The sequence below is a fragment of the Micromonospora sp. CNZ299 genome (genome assembly GCF_002754415.1).
The window spans coordinates 977,155-997,115 of sequence record NZ_PEFG01000001.1; the positions used below are offsets into that span (position 1 = coordinate 977,155).

Annotated in this window: 18 protein-coding genes; 5 read left to right on the forward strand and 13 right to left on the reverse strand. The window is 70.9% G+C overall.

The features are described from left to right. From CLT68_RS04685 to CLT68_RS04695, 3 genes are all read right to left on the reverse strand, one after another. Window positions 1–714 (reverse strand): hypothetical protein, encoded by a 714-nt coding sequence (locus CLT68_RS04685; protein WP_099849096.1) that lies wholly within the window; start codon window positions 712–714, stop codon window positions 1–3. Window positions 715–832: 118 nt separating this feature from the next. Next, the gene (locus CLT68_RS04690) at window positions 833–1,417 is read right to left on the reverse strand and encodes a peptide deformylase (RefSeq protein ID WP_099849097.1); all 585 of its coding nucleotides are present in this window, start codon (window positions 1,415–1,417) and stop codon (window positions 833–835) included. Then, on the reverse strand, window positions 1,414–1,926 hold the full coding sequence (locus CLT68_RS04695) for a glycine cleavage system transcriptional repressor (RefSeq protein WP_088950510.1): 513 nt from the start codon (window positions 1,924–1,926) through the stop codon (window positions 1,414–1,416). Before CLT68_RS04695 ends, CLT68_RS04690 begins: the two co-directional genes overlap by 4 nt. Before the next feature lie 96 nt (window positions 1,927–2,022). On the opposite strand from CLT68_RS04695, the gene CLT68_RS04700 reads away from it, so the two are divergent. Beyond that, window positions 2,023–2,934, forward strand: a complete 912-nt coding sequence (locus CLT68_RS04700) for an A/G-specific adenine glycosylase (RefSeq protein ID WP_099849098.1) — start codon at window positions 2,023–2,025, stop codon at window positions 2,932–2,934. A gap of 354 nt (window positions 2,935–3,288) precedes the next feature. Here the strand turns inward: CLT68_RS04700 and CLT68_RS04705 are convergent, their stop codons facing one another. From CLT68_RS04705 to lysS, 3 genes are all read right to left on the reverse strand, one after another. Further along, window positions 3,289–5,838, reverse strand: a complete 2,550-nt coding sequence (locus CLT68_RS04705) for an ATP-dependent Clp protease ATP-binding subunit (protein ID WP_088950512.1) — start codon at window positions 5,836–5,838, stop codon at window positions 3,289–3,291. Window positions 5,839–6,356: 518 nt separating this feature from the next. Next, window positions 6,357–6,701: a histone-like nucleoid-structuring protein Lsr2 gene (locus CLT68_RS04710; protein ID WP_088952068.1), complete on the reverse strand. Its 345-nt coding sequence runs from the start codon at window positions 6,699–6,701 to the stop codon at window positions 6,357–6,359. A gap of 112 nt (window positions 6,702–6,813) precedes the next feature. Next, a complete protein-coding gene (lysS, locus tag CLT68_RS04715) occupies window positions 6,814–8,322 on the reverse strand; it encodes a lysine--tRNA ligase (RefSeq protein ID WP_099849100.1) in 1,509 nt (502 codons plus the stop codon). Between the two features lie 88 nt (window positions 8,323–8,410). Here lysS and CLT68_RS04720 point away from each other — a divergent pair, with 88 nt between their 5' ends. Continuing rightward, window positions 8,411–9,151, forward strand: a complete 741-nt coding sequence (locus tag CLT68_RS04720; protein ID WP_099849101.1) for a class I SAM-dependent methyltransferase — start codon at window positions 8,411–8,413, stop codon at window positions 9,149–9,151. A gap of 33 nt (window positions 9,152–9,184) precedes the next feature. Here CLT68_RS04720 and CLT68_RS04725 read toward each other — a convergent pair whose 3' ends face one another. Then, complete coding sequence (locus CLT68_RS04725) at window positions 9,185–9,943, reverse strand: type III pantothenate kinase (protein WP_088950515.1); 759 nt, start codon at window positions 9,941–9,943, stop codon at window positions 9,185–9,187. Window positions 9,944–10,061: 118 nt separating this feature from the next. Here CLT68_RS04725 and CLT68_RS04730 point away from each other — a divergent pair, with 118 nt between their 5' ends. Continuing rightward, window positions 10,062–11,153: a hypothetical protein gene (locus CLT68_RS04730; protein ID WP_141911562.1), complete on the forward strand. Its 1,092-nt coding sequence runs from the start codon at window positions 10,062–10,064 to the stop codon at window positions 11,151–11,153. Window positions 11,154–11,170: 17 nt separating this feature from the next. On the opposite strand, the gene nadC is transcribed toward CLT68_RS04730, so the two are convergent. The 6 genes from nadC to CLT68_RS04760 form a co-directional block, all read right to left on the reverse strand. Beyond that, on the reverse strand, window positions 11,171–12,067 hold the full coding sequence (nadC, locus tag CLT68_RS04735; protein ID WP_099849103.1) for a carboxylating nicotinate-nucleotide diphosphorylase: 897 nt from the start codon (window positions 12,065–12,067) through the stop codon (window positions 11,171–11,173). Next, window positions 12,064–13,758: an L-aspartate oxidase gene (locus CLT68_RS04740; RefSeq protein ID WP_099849105.1), complete on the reverse strand. Its 1,695-nt coding sequence runs from the start codon at window positions 13,756–13,758 to the stop codon at window positions 12,064–12,066. The genes nadC and CLT68_RS04740 overlap by 4 nt, the downstream gene beginning before the upstream one ends. Before the next feature lie 108 nt (window positions 13,759–13,866). Then, window positions 13,867–14,760, reverse strand: a complete 894-nt coding sequence (locus CLT68_RS04745) for a septum formation family protein (protein WP_099849106.1) — start codon at window positions 14,758–14,760, stop codon at window positions 13,867–13,869. Between the two features lie 98 nt (window positions 14,761–14,858). Next, a complete protein-coding gene (panD, locus tag CLT68_RS04750; protein WP_099849108.1) occupies window positions 14,859–15,287 on the reverse strand; it encodes an aspartate 1-decarboxylase in 429 nt (142 codons plus the stop codon). A gap of 42 nt (window positions 15,288–15,329) precedes the next feature. After that, entirely contained in the window at window positions 15,330–16,178 is an 849-nt protein-coding gene (gene panC / locus CLT68_RS04755) for a pantoate--beta-alanine ligase (RefSeq protein ID WP_099849109.1), read from the reverse strand. Window positions 16,179–16,233: 55 nt separating this feature from the next. Continuing rightward, window positions 16,234–17,208, reverse strand: coding sequence for a DUF2520 domain-containing protein (locus tag CLT68_RS04760; protein WP_099849111.1), 975 nt, complete (start codon window positions 17,206–17,208; stop codon window positions 16,234–16,236). A gap of 254 nt (window positions 17,209–17,462) precedes the next feature. Here CLT68_RS04760 and CLT68_RS04770 point away from each other — a divergent pair, with 254 nt between their 5' ends. Together CLT68_RS04770 and CLT68_RS04775 are read left to right on the forward strand one after the other, a co-directional pair. Beyond that, on the forward strand, window positions 17,463–18,767 hold the full coding sequence (locus CLT68_RS04770; protein WP_486482075.1) for an SAM-dependent methyltransferase: 1,305 nt from the start codon (window positions 17,463–17,465) through the stop codon (window positions 18,765–18,767). Then, window positions 18,764–19,951 (forward strand): NADH-quinone oxidoreductase subunit D, encoded by a 1,188-nt coding sequence (locus tag CLT68_RS04775; RefSeq protein ID WP_172862124.1) that lies wholly within the window; start codon window positions 18,764–18,766, stop codon window positions 19,949–19,951. Before CLT68_RS04770 ends, CLT68_RS04775 begins: the two co-directional genes overlap by 4 nt. Window positions 19,952–19,961: the final 10 nt, after the last annotated feature.

Consider the following 19,961-nt stretch of genomic DNA (forward strand, 5'->3'; position numbering starts at 1 on the left):
TCAGCCGGTGATGGTGAGCTTCACGGGTGAGCTGAGCTTCGTGCCCACCCGGGCGAACACCTGGTACGACCCGAGCGGCGGGAACGGCCCGCCGGCCAGCGCACCGTCGCACCGGCTGGTGTCCCGCCCGTTCCACGGCACCTGGTAGGCGCGCTCGAAGTTCGGCGTGAATGACTGCACGTCCGAGCCCTGGACCTTGCCGCAGGTGTCCGACGACCAGATCTTCTCCGCACCGGACTTGATGAAGATCTCCTGCAGGTCGGCACCGACGTTCCGACTGCACGTGCGGTCCGACGTGTTCTTGATCTTGAGTTGCAGCTCGACCACCGCCCCACGCTGGACCGAGGTCGGGCTCGCCGACGAGACCACGCTGATCTCCGCGTCGGTGCAGGTGCCGTCGTCCTCCGAACCGGCCGCCGCGCCCAGCGGAGGTGTGTTGCTGGTGATCGCGGGGCTCGGACTCGTCACAGCCGGATCGGCGGACGCGGGCGGCGGCGGAGCCCCGGTCTCCGGGGTCAGCACCGGGCCCTCAGGAGCGGGCGTGCCGGCGGAGGTCGGCGTCGAAGTCGCCCCCGCCGTCGGCTTCTCGCCGGAACGACCCGACTGGGTGCACGAGTAGAGCAGGACAATCAGGAAAAGTAGCCCCGCTCCGAGTACGACGACGCGACGCCGCCAGTACACGGCGGGTGGCAGGGGGCCGACCGTCAGACGCATGATGCCTCCCACCGTAGCCGCGCTCCCCCGGCCAGTACGGCGCGACGCGCCGGGGCCGCCCGCGGGCACCCGATCCACTCTCCACTCAGGACAAAACTGCCGACCGTCCGGCGACCGATCAGAGGTAGACCTTGCGCTGGTAGACGGCGTGCGCACCGGCCACCCGATCCAGGAAGAGCAACCCCGCGCAGTGGTCAATCTCGTGCTGCAACGCCCGAGCCTCGAAGCCGTCGGTCACCAACCGGACCGGCTCACCGGTGCCCGGCAGGTCACCCTCCACCACCAGCCGGCTGGCCCGCTTCACATCCCCCGTCAGGTCCGGCACCGACATGCACCCCTCCCGGCCGGGCTTCCACCGCGTCGCCTCGACCACCCGGGCGTTGCAGAGCACAAAGGTGCCATGCACTGTGACCGCCTTCGGGTGCCCGGTCACATCGACGGCGAAGACGCGCGCACCCACCCCGACCTGCGGCGCGGCCAGCCCCACGCAGCCCGGCGACACCCGCATCGTCGCCACCAGGTCGGCCGCGAGCTGGACGGTCTCCTTCGCGGTCGGATCGACCCCCTCGGCGGCCCGACTCAACACCGGATGGGGGGCCGACACCACCGGCCGCACCTCACCGGGCACGACCAGCGACTCGGGTGTCCAGTCGCCCAGACCGACGTACGCCTCGACGTCCGGCCCGTTCTCCTCGCCGCTCACAACAGATCCGGGTCCGCCGGCCGGAGGGTGACCTCCACGCCCAGCTCGGCAGCCGTCCGGTGCAACCGGTCGATCAGTGTGTCGGCCACACCAGCCGGCAACTCGACCTCGGCCAGCACCACGTAGAGCGACCCGGCCAACCGCGTACTCAGGTCGGTGACGTTTCCGCCGGCGTCGACCAGCACCCGGGTCATCGCCGCGACGATGCCCATCCGGTCCGAACCGTGCACCGCCATCACGTACGGCTCACCCGCCGCAGGCACCTCGCCGTCCGGCGTGACCGCGCGTACCGTCGCCAGCAGTTGCCCCTCGGCGGCCAGCGGCGCCAACGCGGCCTCGACCTCGGCGGAGGCCGGCCCGGTGCAGATCAGGGTCATCGCGAAATGCCCCCGCAGCCGCGTCATCGTGCTGTCGGTGAGGTTCGCACCCAGTCGGGCGAGGACCTCGGCGACGTCGGCCACGATGCCCGGCCGGTCCCTACCGATGACGGTGATCGCGAGCTCGTTCATCCGGGCATTCTCTCCGATCCGTCGGGCGCAGCCGTGGCACCCCGCCCGAGCCGCCCATCCAGCGGGATCGCCAGGCGTGACATCATCGACGGCGCCATGACTCAACCCGATTTCGCCACCCTGGTCAGCCGGTGGTTCCAGCAACATGCCCGTGACCTGCCGTGGCGTGCACCCGGGGTCACCCCGTGGGCCATCCTGGTCAGCGAGGTCATGCTCCAGCAGACCCCCGTGGTCCGGGTGGTGCCGGCCTGGCAGGCATGGCTGGCCCGCTGGCCGGACCCGGCGGCGCTGGCCGCGGACACCCCGGCCGAGGCAATCCGGATGTGGGGACGTCTCGGCTACCCCCGTCGGGCAGTTCGGCTGCGAGAATGCTCGGTCGCGATCGTGGACCGGCACGGCGGCCAGGTGCCGGACCGGTTGGAGCAACTGCTGGCACTGCCCGGGGTCGGCACCTACACGGCTCGGGCAGTGGCCACCTTCGCGTACGGGCAGCGGCACCCGGTGGTCGACACCAACGTGCGCCGGGTCGTCTGCCGGGCGGTGGCCGGCGAGCCGGACGCCGGACCGGTCACCCGGCCAGCCGACCTCGTCGCCACCGAAGAGCTGCTCCCGGTGGAACCGGCCGCCGCGGCACTCGCCAGCGCCGCGTTCATGGAACTGGGCGCGGTGATCTGTACAGCCCGGTCACCGCGCTGTACCGCCTGCCCGGTCGAGTCAATCTGCGCCTGGCGGGCCTCCGGCCAGGAGGCGCCAGCAGGGCCAACCCGGCGACCCCAGCGGTACGCGGGCACCGACCGACAGGTACGCGGTCTCCTGCTCGGGGTGCTCCGGGAGACCACCGGGCCGGTCCCACACCAGCGCCTGGACCAGGTCTGGACCGATGACGTCCAACGTGCCCGAGCCCTGGCCGGCCTGGTGCAGGACGGGCTGGTCGAAGCGGCCGGAGCCGACAGCTTCCGCCTCGTCGGCGACGGCCCGTCCCACCCGACAGCCGACCTGACCACCTGACCCACCCCGCGCTGACGCTGTCTTGTCCTGCCCCCGCCCGCCGCGCGGGCCGCGCCCCGCCGCGCGGACGGCCCCGGGCCGGGCCGGGCCGCAAGCCTCCACAGGACGTCAAAGCCACCCCCACGCCCACCACTCCACGCCGCCAGCCGCACTCCGCCCACAACATCAGGGAAGTTGCTGCCTCCCGACGCCGTGAGGCAGCACTTTCCCTGATGTTGCGCGGATCTTGCGTAGCGCGGCGCAGAGAGACACGGCGGGCGAGGGCGGGCGAGCGCGGGTGACCTGTGGGGGTAGCGCAAAAAAGGCGGGGCCCCGGTGGCTCACGCCACCGGGGCCCCGCCCTCTTACTGCTGGTTACGCCACCTCGTCCGTCGCCGCTGCCGCGGTGCCGGCGGCCGTGCCACCGAGGTCGGCCGGAACGGCGTCCGGAACCTCGACCGGCTTCTCGGCACCCCGGAAGACGAGCTTGGACTTGTCGATGTCGTTCGGGTCGCCCTCGCAGTCCACCACGACGATCTGACCCGGGGTCAGCTCGTTGAACAGGATCCGCTCGGAGAGGTTGTCCTCGATGTCGCGCTGGATCGTGCGACGAAGCGGACGTGCACCGAGCACCGGGTCGAAGCCCTTCGCCGCCAGGTACTTCTTGGCGTTGTCGGTCAGCTCCAGACCCATGTCCTTGTTGCGCAGCTGGCCCTCGATCCGCTGGATCATGATGTCCACGATCGAGAGGATCTCGGTCTGACGCAGCTGGTGGAAGACGATGGTGTCGTCGATCCGGTTGAGGAACTCAGGCCGGAAGTGCTGCTTGAGCTCGTCGTTGACCTTCTGCTTCATCCGGTCGTAGTTGGACTCGGAGTCCTCCGACTGCTGGAAGCCCAGCGACACCGCCTTGGCGACGTCACGGGTGCCCAGGTTGGTGGTCAGGATGATGACCGTGTTCTTGAAGTCCACGATCCGACCCTGACCGTCGGTGAGCCGACCGTCCTCCAGGATCTGCAGGAGCGTGTTGAACACGTCCGGGTGGGCCTTCTCGATCTCGTCGAAGAGGACCACCGAGAACGGCCGACGCCGCACCTTCTCGGTCAGCTGCCCGCCCTCGTCGTAACCGACGTAGCCGGGAGGGGCACCCACGAGCCGGGAGACCGTGTAGCGGTCGTGGAACTCGGACATGTCCAGCTGGATGAGGGAATCCTCGCTGCCGAAGAGGAACTCGGCGAGCGCCTTGGACAGCTCGGTCTTACCGACACCGGACGGACCGGCGAAGATGAACGAGCCCGACGGGCGCTTCGGGTCCTTCAGGCCGGCCCGGGTACGCCGGATCGCCTTCGAGACCGCCTTGACCGCGTCCTCCTGGCCGATGACGCGCTTGTGCAGCTCGTCCTCCATGCGCAGCAGGCGTGAGGTCTCCTCCTCGGTCAGCTTGTAGACCGGGATGCCGGTCCAGTTGCCGAGAACCTCGGCGATCTGCTCGTCGTCAACCTCGCTGACGACGTCCAGGTCACCGGCCTTCCACTCCTTCTCCCGCTGAGCCTTCTGACCAAGGAGCTGCTTCTCCTTGTCACGCAGCTGAGCGGCGCGCTCGAAGTCCTGAGCGTCGATCGCGGACTCCTTGTCGCGGCGCACCTGGGCGATGCGCTCGTCGAAGTCACGCAGGTCTGGCGGTGCGGTCATCCGACGGATCCGCATCCGGGCACCGGCCTCGTCGATCAGGTCGATCGCCTTGTCCGGCAGGAAGCGGTCGGAGATGTATCTATCGGCCAGAGTTGCGGCAGCCACCAGGGCTGCGTCCGTGATCGAGACCCGGTGGTGCGCCTCGTAGCGGTCACGCAGGCCCTTGAGGATCTCGATGGTGTGCGCCAGCGACGGCTCACCCACCTGGATCGGCTGGAAGCGGCGCTCGAGAGCGGCGTCCTTCTCCAGGTGCTTGCGGTATTCGTCGAGGGTGGTGGCACCGATGGTCTGCAGCTCGCCACGGGCCAGCATCGGCTTGAGGATGCTCGCGGCGTCGATCGCGCCCTCGGCGGCACCCGCACCCACCAGGGTGTGGATCTCGTCGATGAACAGGATGATGTCGCCGCGGGTGCGGATCTCCTTGAGCACCTTCTTGAGGCGCTCCTCGAAGTCACCGCGGTAGCGGGAACCGGCGACGAGCGCACCCAGGTCGAGCGTGTAGAGCTGCTTGTCCTTCAGAGTCTCGGGCACCTCGCCCTTGATGATCTTCTGGGAAAGCCCCTCCACCACGGCGGTCTTACCGACGCCGGGCTCACCGATCAGGACCGGGTTGTTCTTGGTACGGCGGGAGAGCACCTGCATGACCCGCTCGATTTCCTTCTCGCGCCCGATGACCGGGTCGAGCTTGCCCTCGCGGGCGGCCTGAGTCAGGTTACGGCCGAACTGGTCCAGCACGAGGCTGGTCGACGGCGCGGCCTCACCCGGCGTGGCGCCCGCCGCGGCAGGCTCCTTGCCCTGGTAGCCGGAAAGCAGCTGGATCACCTGCTGGCGGACCCGGTTGAGGTCGGCGCCGAGCTTGACCAGCACCTGGGCGGCAACGCCCTCGCCCTCACGGATCAGCCCGAGCAGGATGTGCTCCGTGCCGATGTAGTTGTGGCCGAGCTGCAGCGCCTCGCGCAGCGACAGCTCCAGCACCTTCTTGGCCCGCGGCGTGAACGGGATGTGCCCGCTCGGCGCCTGCTGGCCCTGGCCGATGATCTCCTCGACCTGCTGGCGGACGCCCTCCAGGGAGATGCCGAGGCTCTCCAGGGCCTTTGCCGCGACGCCTTCACCTTCGTGGATCAGGCCCAGCAGGATGTGTTCCGTACCGATGTAGTTGTGGTTGAGCATCCGGGCCTCTTCTTGGGCCAGGACGACAACCCGTCGCGCTCGGTCGGTGAACCGCTCGAACATGCCCTCGTGCTCCTCACGTGCCGTGCGCCTTGATGGTCAAGATCTTGGCGGGGCCGGTGCACGAACGTCCGGGACGGGCGTCCGTGCCTCCTTACTCTATCGTCGTTCACCGACTCAGCTGAGGTCGTGTGTCTCTGCTCTGGGTCGGTTCCACGTCGTTTTGGACAACCGTCCGCGCTCAGGAGGTGTTCCGGTAGCCCTGTCGCTACGCGCAGAGCGAAATCCGACTGGCGTGACGGAAGCCCGATCCGGGCTCTGGGAGCGCCGTGGAGGCGCTCCGAGGGGCCCGGAGGGGGTGGGCCGGAGGTCGCGACGAACGCCGCGCCGGGCCCTGAGGAAGGTTGTCCACAGGTTGTGGACAGCTGTTCCACTGGTTGTGGACAACGCCGCCGGGTGCCGAATGCTTCCCGGGCCCCGGACGGGCGTCGGCGGAAACGGCGACGCCGGCCCGGAGAGGTGCTCCGGCCCGGCGTCGGTGTCGCCTGCGGTGGCGGAAGAGCCACCCGGTCGCTGACGGATCAGCGCTTCGCGTGGTACTCGTCGACGATCTCCTGCGGGATACGACCCCGGTCCGAGATGTCCTTGCCGGACTTCTTGGCCCACTCCCGGATCGCCTTGTTCTGCTCCCGATCGGCGGTCGCGCCACCCCGACCGCGGGCGGCACGCCCACCGATCACGACGCCGCCGCGACCGACCTTGGTGCCAGCGCCCACGTACGCGGCAAAAGCGTCGCGCAATTTAGCGGCGTTGGCCTTCGACAGGTCGATCTCGTACTGAACGCCGTCGAGGGCGAACTTGACGGTCTCGTCAGCGTCCCCGCCGTCCAGGTCATCGACCAGCTTGTGAATGATCTGCTTGGCCACGTCCCACATTCCTTTCGAGCAGGGCGCTCCTGCTTAACGAGAGCACAATAACCCGCGCGCCGCTCGCCGCGTCAATAGGATGCCACTACGGCCCGGCGTGAGCCGGGCCCGACTACTCGGGGCGGACCAACGGGAAGAGGATCGTTTCCCGAATTCCGAGCCCCGTCAGGGCCATCAACATCCGGTCGATTCCCATTCCCATGCCGCCGGCCGGCGGCATTCCATACTCCATCGCCCGGAGAAAGTCCTCGTCGAGACGCATCGCCTCGTCGTCGCCCCGCGCGGCCAGCTGCGCCTGGGCCACCAGCCGCTCGCGCTGCACCACCGGGTCGACCAGCTCGGAGTACGCGGTGCCCAGCTCGAAGCCGAGCACGTAGAGGTCCCACTTCTCGGCCAGGCCCGGCTCGCTGCGGTGGGCCCGGGTGAGCGGGCTGGTCTCCTCCGGGTAGTCGCGCACGAAGGTGGGCGCCACAAGGCCGGGGACGACCAACTCCTCGAACAGTTCCTCGGCCAGCTTGCCCGGCCCCCACTTGGGGTCCACGGCCAATCCCACCTTGTCCGCGTACTCGACGAGGCGGGAACGGTCGGTGCGGACCGTGACCTCCTCGCCCAGCGCTTCGGAAAGCACACCGAACAGCGTCACGGATCGCCACTCGCCACCCAGGTCGAACTCCCGACCGTCGGCGTGGGTCACCACCATCGAGCCGCTGACCGCGATCGCCGCCTGTTGCACGAGATTGCGGGTCAACTCGGCCATCGTGTTGTAGTCGCCGTAGGCCTGGTACGTCTCCAGCATCGCGAACTCCGGCGAGTGCGAAGAGTCGACACCCTCATTACGGAAGTTGCGGTTGATCTCGAAGACGCGGTCGACGCCACCGACCACAGCGCGCTTGAGAAACAGTTCCGGCGCGATTCGCAGATACAGATCGGTGTTCAACGCATTGCTGTGGGTCACGAACGGTCGGGCCGCCGCGCCACCATGCAGCAGTTGCAACATCGGTGTTTCCACCTCGATGAAGCCCTGCCCGTGCAGTGAATCGCGCAGACTACGTACGGCGGCGGACCGGGTGCGAACCATCTCCCGCGCCTGCGGCCGGACGATCAGGTCGACGTAACGCTGCCGGACGCGCGCCTCCTCGGAGAGCGGCTTGTGCGCCACCGGCAGCGGACGCAGCGCCTTCGCGGTCATCTCCCATTCCTGCGCCAGCACCGACAGCTCACCCCGGCGACTGGTGATCACCTCACCGGTGACGCCGACGTGGTCACCGAGGTCGACCAGGCGCTTCCATGCCTCCAGTCGCTCCGGGCCGACCCGGTCCAGCGAGAGCATCGCCTGCAACTCGGTGCCGTCGCCGTCCCGGAGGGTCGCGAAGCAGAGCTTGCCCGTGTTGCGTACGAAGATCACCCGGCCGGTGACCGCGACCTGGTCACCGGTCGCGGTGTCGGTCGGCAGGTCGGCGTAGCGCGCCCGGACCTGCGCCAGGGTGGTCGTGCGGGAGAAACCGACCGGGTAGGGCTCGACGCCCTCGGCGAGCATCCGGTCCCGCTTCTCCCGGCGGACCTTCATCTGCTCGGGAAGGTCGTCTGCGGGGTCCACTGGCACGGGGTTCTGCTCGCTCACGGCACGCTTCCTCGTCACGGGAGATACAGGGGTCAGGCCCGAGCGTACTCAAGCCCTCAGGGGGTCGTTACCGGATAACCTGCCCGGCATGGCGGATCACACCCAGGCTCTCTCATTCGGTGCGGCGGCAGCAGACTACGACCGGTTTCGTCCCCGTTATCCGGAACCGGCAGTGCGGTGGGCGCTGGACGGGTTGGGGAGTTCCGCCCGCATCGTCGACCTGGGCGCGGGCACCGGCATCCTCACCCGCGGCGTGCTCGCCCTGGGCCACGAGGTGACACCCGTGGAGCCGGACCCCGCCATGCGCGCCCAACTGGCAGCCGCCACCCCCGGACTCACGGCGCTGGCCGGTGGTGCGGAGTCGGTGCCCCTGCCCGACGAGGTCGCGGACGCCGTGGTGGTGGGGCAGGCGTACCACTGGTTCGACCGGGAGCTGGCGCACATCGAGATCGCCCGGGTGCTGCGGCCCGGCGGGACATTCGCCCCGATCTGGAACATGCGCGACGATCGGGTGGACTGGGTCGCCGAGCTGGGCCGGATCGCACACCTGGGGGACAACGCCGGCAACGTGATCGAGAGGTACACCGACTTCGGCCCCGCGTTCGAGCCGATCGAGCTGGGCGAGTTCAACCACCACACCACGCTCACACCGGACGACATCGTCGCGATGCTGCACACCCGCTCATACTGGCTCACCGCCCCGGCCGAGCGGCGGGCGACGATCGACCAGGAGCTGCGGGAGCTCCTGGCCACCCACCCCGAACTGGCCGGTCGGGAGACCGTCGAGCTGCCGTACCGCACGATGGTCCTGCGGGCCCGGCGGCGCTGACACCACCGCGACCACCGACTCCACGTGGGCCGGTCAGAGGTTGCGCTCGTAGACCATCCGCAGGCCGATCAGCGTGATCATCGGCTCGTGGTGGGTGATGGTGTGACACTCGTTGATCACCAGGGAGGCCAGGCCGCCGGTGGCGATCACCGCCCGCACCTCGCCCAGTTCCTCGGTCATCCGCTCGACGATCCGGTCCACCTGACCGGCGAAGCCGAAGTACAGGCCGGCCTGAAGGCACTCCACGGTGTTCTTGCCGATCACCGAGCGAGGCTTGGTGGCCTCGACCTTGCGCAGCTGCGCGGCCCGGGCGGCCAGCGCGTCGAAGGAGATCTCGATGCCCGGGGCGAACGCGCCGCCGAGGAACTCGCCCCGACCGCTGATCACGTCGAAGTTGGTGGTGGTGCCGAAGTCCACCACGATCGACGGCCCGCCGTAGAGGGTGTACGCGGCCAGGGTGTTCACCACCCGGTCGGCGCCCACCTCCTTCGGGTTGTCGATCGCCAACTGCACCCCGGTCCGCACCCCGGGCTCGACGACGACACTCGGCAGGTCTGCGTAGTAACGGCCGAGCATGGTGCGCAGCGACCGCAGCGCGGCCGGCACCGTGGAGCAGGCGGCCACGCCGGTGATCTCGACGTTGTCCCCGGCGAGCAGGCCCCGGAACATCAGGCCCAGCTCGTCCGCCGTCGAGCGGGCATCGGTCTTGATCCGCCAGGAGTGCACCAGCTTGTCGCCGTCGAAGGTCGCCAGCACGGTGTTGGTGTTTCCGATGTCGATGCAGAGCAGCACGCACGCAGCCTAGACAACGACCGTGCGGGCAGGTGCGGACCGGCCGGCGGACCGTATCCTTGGAGCATCGCGACATGAACATGGGTCAATCCACGGCGCGGCCGGACGGGGAGCGGACATGTCGGGGACGTGGTGGGTGCGGGGTCGTAACACCCTGCGCCGACGTCGACGACACGTGCTGGTGCTGGTCGCCTTGGCCGGCGGCGCGATCTGGATGATCGTGCAGGCGTGGCGGGCGTCCATCCGGGAGAGCGGCAGCTTCACCGGCGACCTCTACCTCAACATCGGCGCCGCTCTGATCATGACGCTGCTGACCTACGTGGTGCTCAACCCGCTCTTCCGCGAACTCCAGACGGTCAGCATCATCGAACACCCCCGACTGGACCGGGACGCCCTGATCGAACGGGTCGCCCAGTCCCGGGAGATCGTGGCCATCCTGGAAACCTGGACCAGCATGCTGGAGGGCCCGTACGCTGCCCGTTTCGTGGCCGCGCTGCGCTCCGCGCTCGTCAACGGCGCCGCCGTCAAGGTGCTCCTCCTCGACCCGGACTCACCGGCGGTCCGGCTGCGCGGCGAGGAGGTGCGCCGGCGGGACGCCTCGGTCGCCATCCTCAACAACCTGTGGCACTTCGCGCGGCTCAGCGAGGAACTGCCCGAGTCGGCCCGCGCCCGGCTCCAGGTCCGGGTCTACAGCGCCGCGCCCTCCGTGCAGATGTACCGCTGGGACGGCAAGGCGTTCATCTCGTTCTTCCCCGTGCAGGGCAGCACCTTCGACACCCAGCAGATCGAGGCGTTCGTGTCGACCCCGCTGGGCGAGTTCGTCGACGACCGGTTCGCCGAGCTGTGGGACACCGCCCCACTGGAGGACCTGGCGGCCTGCCTCACGCTGCGGCTCTGCCTGCGCCAAGCCGGTCGTGACCTGGAAACCTGCGACGCGCTCTACGTCCGCTCCGACGGTGAGTGGTACATCGCCGGCACCGACCTGGTGCGCAACGTGGCCCGGCACGGCCTGGCCGGGCTGACCGTCGTGCTGCAGCGGCCCGAGGCGGCCGGCGAGATCTTCGCCATCGGAGAGGCCGACGAGCTGCCGCCCGAGATCTACAACCGGGTGCTGGAGCTGTTCCGGGCCAAGTACGGCCTGGACGGCCGACAGGACACCGAGAACCGGGTGATCTTCAACCTCACCACCAGTTCGTTGACCACCGTCTGAGACGCCGACGCGCGCCGCTACTCGGTCCGCAGGTCCAGCGCGATGTCCAGGATCGGCGAGGAGTGGGTCAACGCGCCCACCGAGAGGAAGTCGACGCCGGTCGCCGCGTAGCGGCCCGCGACCTCCAGGGTCAGCCCGCCGGTCGCCTCCAGCTCGGCCCGGTCACCCACCGCGGCCACCGCCTCGGCCAACAGTTCGGGCGTCATGTTGTCGCAGAGCAGGAAGTCCGCCCCGGCCTCCACCGCTTCCACCGCCTCGTCGACGGTGGTCACCTCGACCTGCACCGGCACCTCCGGGAAAGCCTCCCGGACCCGCCGGTAGGCCGCCGTGATGCCCCCGGCCGCCAGCTTGTGGTTGTCCTTGATCATGGCCACGTCGTAGAGGCCCATCCGCTTGTTGGTGCCCCCGCCGGCGCGCACCGCGTACTTCTCCAGCGCCCGCAGGCCCGGCGTCGTCTTGCGGGTGTCCAGCACCATCGCCTTCGTGCCGGCCAGGGCGTCGGCCCAGGCACGGGTGTGGGTGGCCACCCCGGACATCCGGCAGAGCAGGTTGAGCGCCGTCCGCTCGGCCGTGAGCAGCAGCCGGGTCGGGCCGGTCACCGTGGCCAGCACGTCGCCGCGGGCCACCCGCTCGCCGTCGCGGGCCAGCACCGACACCTCGACGGTACGACCGAAGCCCGTCACCTCGCCCACCAGCTCGAACACGGCGGCGGCCACGGCCATCCCGGCCAACACCCCGTCCGCGCGGGCCACCAGGTCGGCGGTGTCGGTCTGCTCCGCCGGGATGGTGGCCACGCTGGTGACGTCCAGGAAATCCGGGCCCAGGTCCTCGACCAGCGCACCCTCGATCACCTGTCGTACCTGCGCCGGATCCAGGCCAGCCGCCCGCAACGCCGTCTCCGTCGACTCGATCACGAGTTTCCCTCCCACTGTTGCGTCACCCGGCCCTGCGCCCCGACCGACCCGACCAGGTGGCCCAGCCACCGCTCGTCGGCCGTCGGGAAGTCCTCCCGCCAGTGGCAGCCCCGGGTCTCACCACGGGCGTACGCGGCGGCGACCAGCGTCGACGCCACTGTGAGCAGGTTCGTCGCCTCCCAGTCGGCGGTCCGCGGCCGGCCCCGGGCCACGCCCAGCTCGGTCAGCGTCGCGGCCGTCTCCGCCAGCGTCGCCGCGGACCGGAGCACCCCGGCCCCCCGGGTCATCGCCCGTTGCAGGGTCGGCGTCACCTCCGCGGGCAGCACCCAGCCCGCACCACCACGCCAGGCGCCTGTGTCGGCCGGCTGAACCTGCTCGGGCAGGCCGGCCGCGATGTCCTCGGCGATCCGCCGGGAGAAGACCAGACCCTCCAGCAGGGAGTTGCTGGCCAGCCGGTTCGCGCCGTGCACACCCGTGCAGGCCACCTCGCCGCACGCGTACAGGCCCGGGATGGAGGTGCGGCCACGCAGGTCGGTGCGGACACCTCCGGAGGCGTAGTGGGCGGCCGGCGCCACCGGGATCAGGTCGGTCGCCGGGTCCACGCCGATCGCCAGGCAGGACGCCACGATGGTGGGGAACCGCCCGGCCAGGAAGTCCCCGCCCAGGTGCCGCGCGTCGAGGAAGACGTGATCCGCCCCGGAGGCCAGCAGCACCCGGTGGATGCCCTTGGCCACCACGTCCCTGGGGGCCAGCTCGGCCAGCTCGTGCTGACCCACCATGAACCGCTTGCCGTCCGCGTCCACCAGGTATGCGCCCTCGCCGCGCAGCGCCTCGGAGACCAGCGGCTGCTGCGCGTGCCCGGCACCGGGCACCCCCGCGCCGGGCGGGGTGATCAGGGCGGTCGGGTGGAACTGGACGAACTCCACGTCGGTCACCGCCGCCCCGGCCCGCAGCGCCAGCGCCACCCCGTCCCCGGTGGAGACCGCCGGGTTGGTGGTAGCCGAGAAGATCTGCCCCATGCCGCCGGTGGCGAGCACCACCGCGCGGGCCAGCAGCGCGCCGACGCCGTCCTCGCTGCCCTCGCCGAGCACGTGCAGGGTGATCCCGCAGGCCGGGCCGAGCCCCTCCGGGCCGTCGCCCGGGGCTCGCAGCAGGTCCAGCACCAGGGCGTGCTCGACCAGTCGGATCCACGGGTCGCGCTGCACGGCGGCGTGCAGGGCCCGCTGCACCTCGGCGCCGGTGGCGTCCCCGCCCGCGTGCACGATCCGGTCCGCCCGGTGGCCGCCCTCACGGGTCAGCATCAGCGAGCCGTCGGGGTGGCGATCGAACTCGGCGCCGATCCGGATCAGTTCCCGCAGCCGGGTCGGGCCCTCGTCGACCAGCACCCCGACCGCCGCCGGGTCGCAGAGACCGACTCCCGCGATCTCGGTGTCCCGGGCATGGGCCGCCGGAGTGTCCGTCGGGTCGAGCACGGCGGCGATGCCGCCCTGCGCCCACCTGGTCGAGCCGTCATCGATGTTGACCTTGGTGACCACCGTGACGTGCAGACCCGCCTCACGCAGGTGCAACGCCGCGGTCAAGCCGGCCACCCCGGAGCCCACCACGATCACATCGGTGGTCTCGACCCAGCCGGGCGCGGGCGCGGCCAGTAACGCGGGCAGGGCCGGCAGGTCGACGGTCGGAACGTCCATCCTCCCAGTCAACCCGAACGGTCCTCGCTCGGGGCGGCGGGGGCGGGACGAGTGTTTTCGGCTACCCCGTCCGGCGCCGTCCGGGGCGCGCCAGCCGGGGCCCTGCGGTCACTTCGTCCGGACCGGAAGGCCGGCCGGGCCCGCGCCCTTCAGCGAGGCGGTCACCGTGCGGTCGCTGAGCCACAGGTAGCAGCGGACGCCCCGGTCACCGACCCGCCAACGCCCCGCACCCGGCGGACGGACCACCACGCCGCTGCGGAAGCTCAGGTCGGCGTCGTCCGGCACGCCCACGTACCGGCCGAGGACGCTGCGACAGCCGTCGTACAGCGGGGACCAGTCGCTGTCCCTGGTCGGGTACGCCGTGTCCGGCGCGCGCCACACCCCGACGAACTCGGCGTCGTGCTGCTTGCCGCACTCCACCGGCGCCAGCGTCTGCACCCGGCTGGCGGTGCGGCCGGTCTGCTGGCACCCCAGCCGCAGCCCCGAGGCCCCCTTCAACGTGTCCCGCAGGCTGCCCGACCGGACGACCACGGTGGGCGCCGCCTCCACGGTGGTCAGCTCCGTCAGATCGCACCGGAACCAGCGGGAGCCAGCCGCCCAGCCCGGCCCGGAGGGCAACGCCACGGACAGCCGGAGCCGACCAACCCGCCATTCGTCGCCCACGTAACCGGTCGCGCGGGTGTCGCACTCGGCGAACGCGCCCCGCAGCTCGGCCGAGCCACCTGGCGGGGCACTCGCCCGCTCGACGGGGAACGCCCCCACGTGCACGGTCTCGACCCGGTGCGGGCCGGCGCAGTCCACCGGCTCATAGGCGGCGAGGGTGACCACGTCGGTGAAATCGGCGGCCTGACACACACCGGCGGCCGGGGTGAACGCCGACGGTGCCGGCAGGGCCGCCCAGTCGTCGGTCAGATCACCATCCAGGCCGCCGGAGCCGGCACAGCCGACCAGCAACGTTGCCGTCACGGCAGCGGCGAACAGAGTCGTCATGGCACTGCGCATATAGCGGCCTCCCCCAGCCACCCGCCGGCTTACGCCAGCGCGCCCAGGGTAACCGCAAATGACCTTCTGGTGACAGAGCGGAATCGGGCCGCTCGGAGTCAGACGGCGGACACCGCCAACGGGCTGGGCACCGGGTCACCGGCCATGCCGGGTGCCACGCCGGCCGGGTCCGCACCCAACTCGATCACCCGGTTGTCGGTGTCCACGTGCACCACCCGTGGCCGGTACGACCGGGCCTCGGCGTCGTCCATCTGCCCGTACGAGATCAGGATGACCAGGTCACCGGGGTGCACCAGGTGCGCGGCCGCACCGTTGATGCCGATCACGCCGCTACCCCGCTCACCCGGGATCACGTACGTCTCCAGTCGGGCACCGTTGGTGATGTCCACGATCGCCACCTGCTCGCCGGGGAGCAGGTCGGCGGCGTCGAGCAGATCCTCGTCCACCGTCACGGAACCGACGTAGTGCAGATCGGCCTGGGTCACGGTGGCTCGGTGGATCTTCGACTTGAGCATGGTCCGGAACATCGGGGTGGCCTTTCGCGGATTGGTGGAGGGGTGGCGGCCGGGTCAGTGACGCGGGGCGAGGTGGATGGCCGCGTTGTCGATCAACCGGGTGGCGCCCACCCAGGCGGCGATCACCAGCCGGGCCGGCCCGGAAACCGGCCCCGGCTCCAGCTCTGGGTCGGTGAGCACCAGGTAGTCGAGGCGGGCGCCGGGCGTACCAGCTCCGAACGCGGCGTGCGCGGCGGTCAGCACCGCCCCCGCGTCGCGGCCGTCGTCGGCGGCCCGCGCACCGGCCCTCAGCGCGGCGGACAGGCTCAGCGCTGCGGCCCGCTCCGACTCGCTCAGGTAGCGGTTGCGGCTCGACAACGCCAACCCGTCCGACTCGCGGACGGTCGGCACGCCGACCACCTCGACCGGCACGTCCAGGTCCCGGGTCATCCGCCGGACCAGGGTCAGTTGCTGGTAGTCCTTCTCGCCGAAGAACGCCAGGTCCGGCCGGGTGAGCTGGAGCAGCTTCAACACCACGGTGAGTACGCCGTGGAAGAAGCCGGGACGACTCGCACCCTCCAGCTCCGCGCCGAGCGGGCCCGGGTCGAGGCGTACGCGGGGCTGGCCGTCCGGATACATGTCGGCGGCCGACGGGGCGAAGACCAGGTCGGCACCCGCCCAGCGGCACACCTCCAGGTCCGCGTCGAGGGTGCGCGGGTAGCGGTCGAAGTCCTCGTTCGGCCCGAACTGCAACGGGTTCACGAAGATCGTCACCAGCACGTGGTTGGCCTGTTCCCGGGCCGCGCGCAGCAATGTCTCGTGCCCGGAGTGCAGCGCGCCCATGGTCATCACCACCCCGACCGTGCCCTTCAGCGCGGCCCGAGCCTCGGCCAACTCGGCGCGCGTGTGCACGAGCTGCGTCATCGCTGCACCTCGGTTCGCGACTGCGGGGCTCGCAAGATCGGCTCACTCCTCGCGCTCACGCGGCCACCTCCCTACCGTTGTCGGCCAGCACGCCGAGCAGCGACTGCGCGTCCACCGGCCGGAGCCGGCCTGCGGCGATTGCCCGGTCGGCGGTACGTCGGGCCAACGCCAGGTACGCGGGGACGGATTCCGGCGCGGTGGCGGCCAACCGGGCCAGGTGCCGCGCAACGGTGCCCGCGTCGCCCCGGGAGACCGGGCCGGTCAGGGCGTCGTCGCCGAGCCGCAGGGCGTTCTCCAGGGCGGCGCGCAGCAGCGGGGCCAGCACCTTCTCCGGCCGGTCCACCCCGGCGTCGCGCAGCCGGTCGGCCGCCTCGTTCACCAGGGTCACCAGGTGGTTCGCGCCGTGGGCCAGCGCGGCGTGGTACAGCGGGCGGTCCGACTCGGCCACCCACTCGGGCACGCCACCCAGGTCGGCGACCAGCCGGGCGGCCAGTGGACGCAGCTCGGCCGGGGCGGTCACCCCGTACGAAATGCCGGGCAGGCGGGTCAGGTCGTCCGGCGTACCGGTGAAGGTCATCGCGGGGTGCAGGGCCAGCGGCCGGGCACCGACCTCAGCGGCCGGCGCCAGCACGGCGAGGCCGTGCGCGCCGGAGGTGTGCGCGACCACCTGGCCGGGGCGCAGCGCGCCCCGGTCGGCGAGGTCGGCCACCACACCGGCCAGGGCATCGTCGGGCACCGCGATCAGCAGCAGGTCGGCGGCGGCGTGGGCCACGGCGGCGACCGGGCGGCGTGGCACCTCGGGCAGCAGCAGCGCCAACCGGGCGCGGCTGGCGCTGGAGCCGCCGGCGACGGCGACCACCCGATGCCCGGCGGCGGTGAGTGCGGCGCCCAGTACGGCTCCGACGCGGCCGGCACCGATGACACCGACGGTCAGCAGACGGGGGGCGACAGGGGCGCCGGGAACGGCGCGATCCCGCGATGCGGCGGGCCCGTGAGGGGCTGCCGGACGCGGGCGCAGCGGTGCGCTCATCACGATGATCCAGTCCTCGAGAAGGGGTACCGGTCGATCGCAAGTATGCGCCCGCCCCGCCGAACCAGGACAAGCATGTGTGAAAACCTTCACCACCGAAACAAGGGTCCCCTGCCGACCCATCCGATTGCACAGGAGACCCCTACTAACAGGCGGAATGTCACCATTCGGGGGCCTCCGGGGTGTTCCGTTCACGTCGTAACCGCTGACCGTAGGGTCGGCACCGTGACCCACGCTCAACCAGAGGTGATCTGATGTCGATCCGGTGGCGGGACGCGATGAGCCGAGCCCTCTACGGACCGAACGGCTTCTTCGTCGCCGGCAGCGGGCCGGCCGACCACTTTCGGACCAGCGTGCACGCCTCCCCCGCCTTCGCCGCCGCGTTCCTCCGCCTCGTCGCGGAGGTGGACTCGGCCCTCGGCCATCCGCCACGGCTCGACGTGGTGGATGTCGGGGCTGGGCGTGGGGAGCTGCTGCACAGCCTGCTCAGGCTCGTCGCAGCGGCACCCGCCGCCGGGGTTGCGGTCGGGGTTTCCGGGGAGCCCACCCGCTCCGGGCGGTCAGGCTTGATCCCTACGCGGGCGGGCTCCCCGGAAACCCTGACTCCCGCGCCCTCCGCCCGATCCTTACGGGACGAGCCGTCGTCCGGCACGGCTCGACCGTCGCTTGCGGAACGCGTGCGCTTCACAGCGGTCGAGTACGCAAGCCGCCCCGAGAACCTGCCTGAAGAGATCACCTGGGTGTCTGAGATCCCCGCCGAGATCAACGGGGTGTTGCTGGCAACCGAGTGGTTGGACAACGTCCCACTCGACGTGGCGGTGCACACCGCCGACGGCTGGCGGTACGTGCTGGTCGACCCCGAGAGCGGCGCAGAGACGCTCGGGGAGTCGGTCAGCCCCGCCGATCTCGACTGGCTCACCACCTGGTGGCCCAGCCCCACAAGCCCGCAGAGTGCTGCCAGTGAGCCGGATCTGGGGTTGACCTGGACGGACGAGACAACCGGAAGCGAGTCGGGTTTCGGGGCAGCCCGGCCGGCGCAGGGATCAAGCCTGACCGCCCGGAGCCGGCCGGGCTGCCCCGAAACCCCCCACAGTGACCACCGTGCAGAAATCGGAAGGAGCCGCGACGAAGCGTGGGCCAACGCGGTACGACAGATCAGCCGAGGGCTCGCGGTGGCCGTGGACTACGGGCACCTGAGCGGCGCCCGGCCTGTCGACGGGACGTTGACCGGGTATCGGGGTGGGCGGCAGGTGCCTCCGGTGCCGGACGGGTCGAGTGATGTGACAGCGCACGTGGCCATGGACTCGGTCGCCTCCGCTGGTTCGGCTGTCGCCCGGTGCGCGTACTCCCTGGTCCTTCAGCGGGAGGCGCTGCGGGCGCTCGGGGCCGACGGCGGCCGACCGCCGCTCAGCCTGGCCGGCACCGACCCGGCGGGGTACGTGCGGGAGTTGGCCGCGGCGTCGGCGGTGGCCGAGCTGACCGATCCGGCCGGGCTCGGCGGGCACTGGTGGCTGCGCCAACCGGTCGGCATCCCGCACGAGCCGGCCGTGGCACGATGACGGGCATGACCACCGACGCCGGGGACCTTCGTGAACTGACCGTCGGCACCGGGGCCGGGCTGGTCGCCGGCACCGGCGACCAGCAGCTCGGCACCGACATGGTGTTGAACATCGGCCCGCAGCACCCGTCCACGCACGGTGTGCTGCGGCTGAAGCTGGTGCTCGACGGCGAGCGGGTGGTCGCCTGCGAACCGATCATCGGTTACATGCACCGGGGCGCTGAGAAGCTGTTCGAGGTGCGTGACTACCGGCAGATCATCGTGCTGGCCAACCGGCACGACTGGCTCTCGGCGTTCTCCAACGAGCTGGGTGTGGTGCTCGCTGTGGAACGCCTGATGGGCATGGAGGTGCCGGAGCGGGCCACCTGGCTGCGGATGGCCCTCGCGGAGCTGAACCGGGTGCTCAACCACCTGATGTTCCTCGGTTCGTACCCGTTGGAGATCGGGGCGATCACGCCGATCTTCTACGCCTTCCGGGAGCGGGAGACGATCCAGGCGGTGATGGAGGAGGTCTCCGGCGGCCGGATCCACTACATGTTCAACCGGGTGGGTGGCCTCAAGGAAGAGGTGCCGTACGGCTGGACCGGTCGGGCCCGCGCGGCGATCGGTGAGGTACGTCGGCGGCTGCCCGACCTGGACCACCTGATCCGGCGCAACGAGATCTTCCTGGCCCGGACGGTGGGCGTTGGCGTGCTGTCCGCCGCGGACGCCGCCGCGTTCGGGGCGTCCGGGCCGGTGGCCCGCGCCTCCGGGCTCGACCTGGACCTGCGCCGCGACGACCCCTACCTGGCGTACGACGAGTTGGACGTGCCGGTGGTCACCCGCACCGCCGGCGACTGCCACGCTCGCTTCGAGGTGCTGCTGGACCAGGTGTACGCGTCGCTCGACCTCGCCGAGCAGTGCCTGAACCGGGTGGACCAGCTGACCGGGCCGATCAACACCCGGCTACCGAAGGTGCTCAAGGCGCCGGAGGGGCACACGTACGCCTGGACGGAGAACCCGCTCGGCATCAACGGCTACTACCTGGTGTCCCGGGGTGAGAAGACGCCGTGGCGGTTGAAGTTGCGCACCGCCTCGTACGCGAACGTGCAGGCGCTGGCGACCCTGCTCCCCGGCTGCCTGGTGCCGGATCTGATCGCGATCCTCGGCTCGATGTTCTTCGTGGTCGGCGACATCGACAAGTGAGCCGGACGGC

Coding starts and splice junctions, on each gene's coding strand:
- CLT68_RS04685 (WP_099849096.1), bottom strand. CDS start 714: ATGCGTCTGACGGTCGGCCCCCTGCCACCCGCCGTGTACTGGCGGCGT.
- CLT68_RS04695 (WP_088950510.1), bottom strand. CDS start 1,926: ATGAACGAGCTCGCGATCACCGTCATCGGTAGGGACCGGCCGGGCATC.
- CLT68_RS04700 (WP_099849098.1), top strand. CDS start 2,023: ATGACTCAACCCGATTTCGCCACCCTGGTCAGCCGGTGGTTCCAGCAA.
- CLT68_RS04705 (WP_088950512.1), bottom strand. CDS start 5,838: ATGTTCGAGCGGTTCACCGACCGAGCGCGACGGGTTGTCGTCCTGGCC.
- CLT68_RS04720 (WP_099849101.1), top strand. CDS start 8,411: ATGGCGGATCACACCCAGGCTCTCTCATTCGGTGCGGCGGCAGCAGAC.
- CLT68_RS04730 (WP_141911562.1), top strand. CDS start 10,062: ATGTCGGGGACGTGGTGGGTGCGGGGTCGTAACACCCTGCGCCGACGT.
- CLT68_RS04740 (WP_099849105.1), bottom strand. CDS start 13,758: ATGGACGTTCCGACCGTCGACCTGCCGGCCCTGCCCGCGTTACTGGCC.
- CLT68_RS04745 (WP_099849106.1), bottom strand. CDS start 14,760: ATGCGCAGTGCCATGACGACTCTGTTCGCCGCTGCCGTGACGGCAACG.
- panD (WP_099849108.1), bottom strand. CDS start 15,287: ATGTTCCGGACCATGCTCAAGTCGAAGATCCACCGAGCCACCGTGACC.
- panC (WP_099849109.1), bottom strand. CDS start 16,178: ATGACGCAGCTCGTGCACACGCGCGCCGAGTTGGCCGAGGCTCGGGCC.
- CLT68_RS04760 (WP_099849111.1), bottom strand. CDS start 17,208: ATGAGCGCACCGCTGCGCCCGCGTCCGGCAGCCCCTCACGGGCCCGCC.
- CLT68_RS04770 (WP_486482075.1), top strand. CDS start 17,463: ATGTCGATCCGGTGGCGGGACGCGATGAGCCGAGCCCTCTACGGACCG.
- CLT68_RS04775 (WP_172862124.1), top strand. CDS start 18,764: ATGACGGGCATGACCACCGACGCCGGGGACCTTCGTGAACTGACCGTC.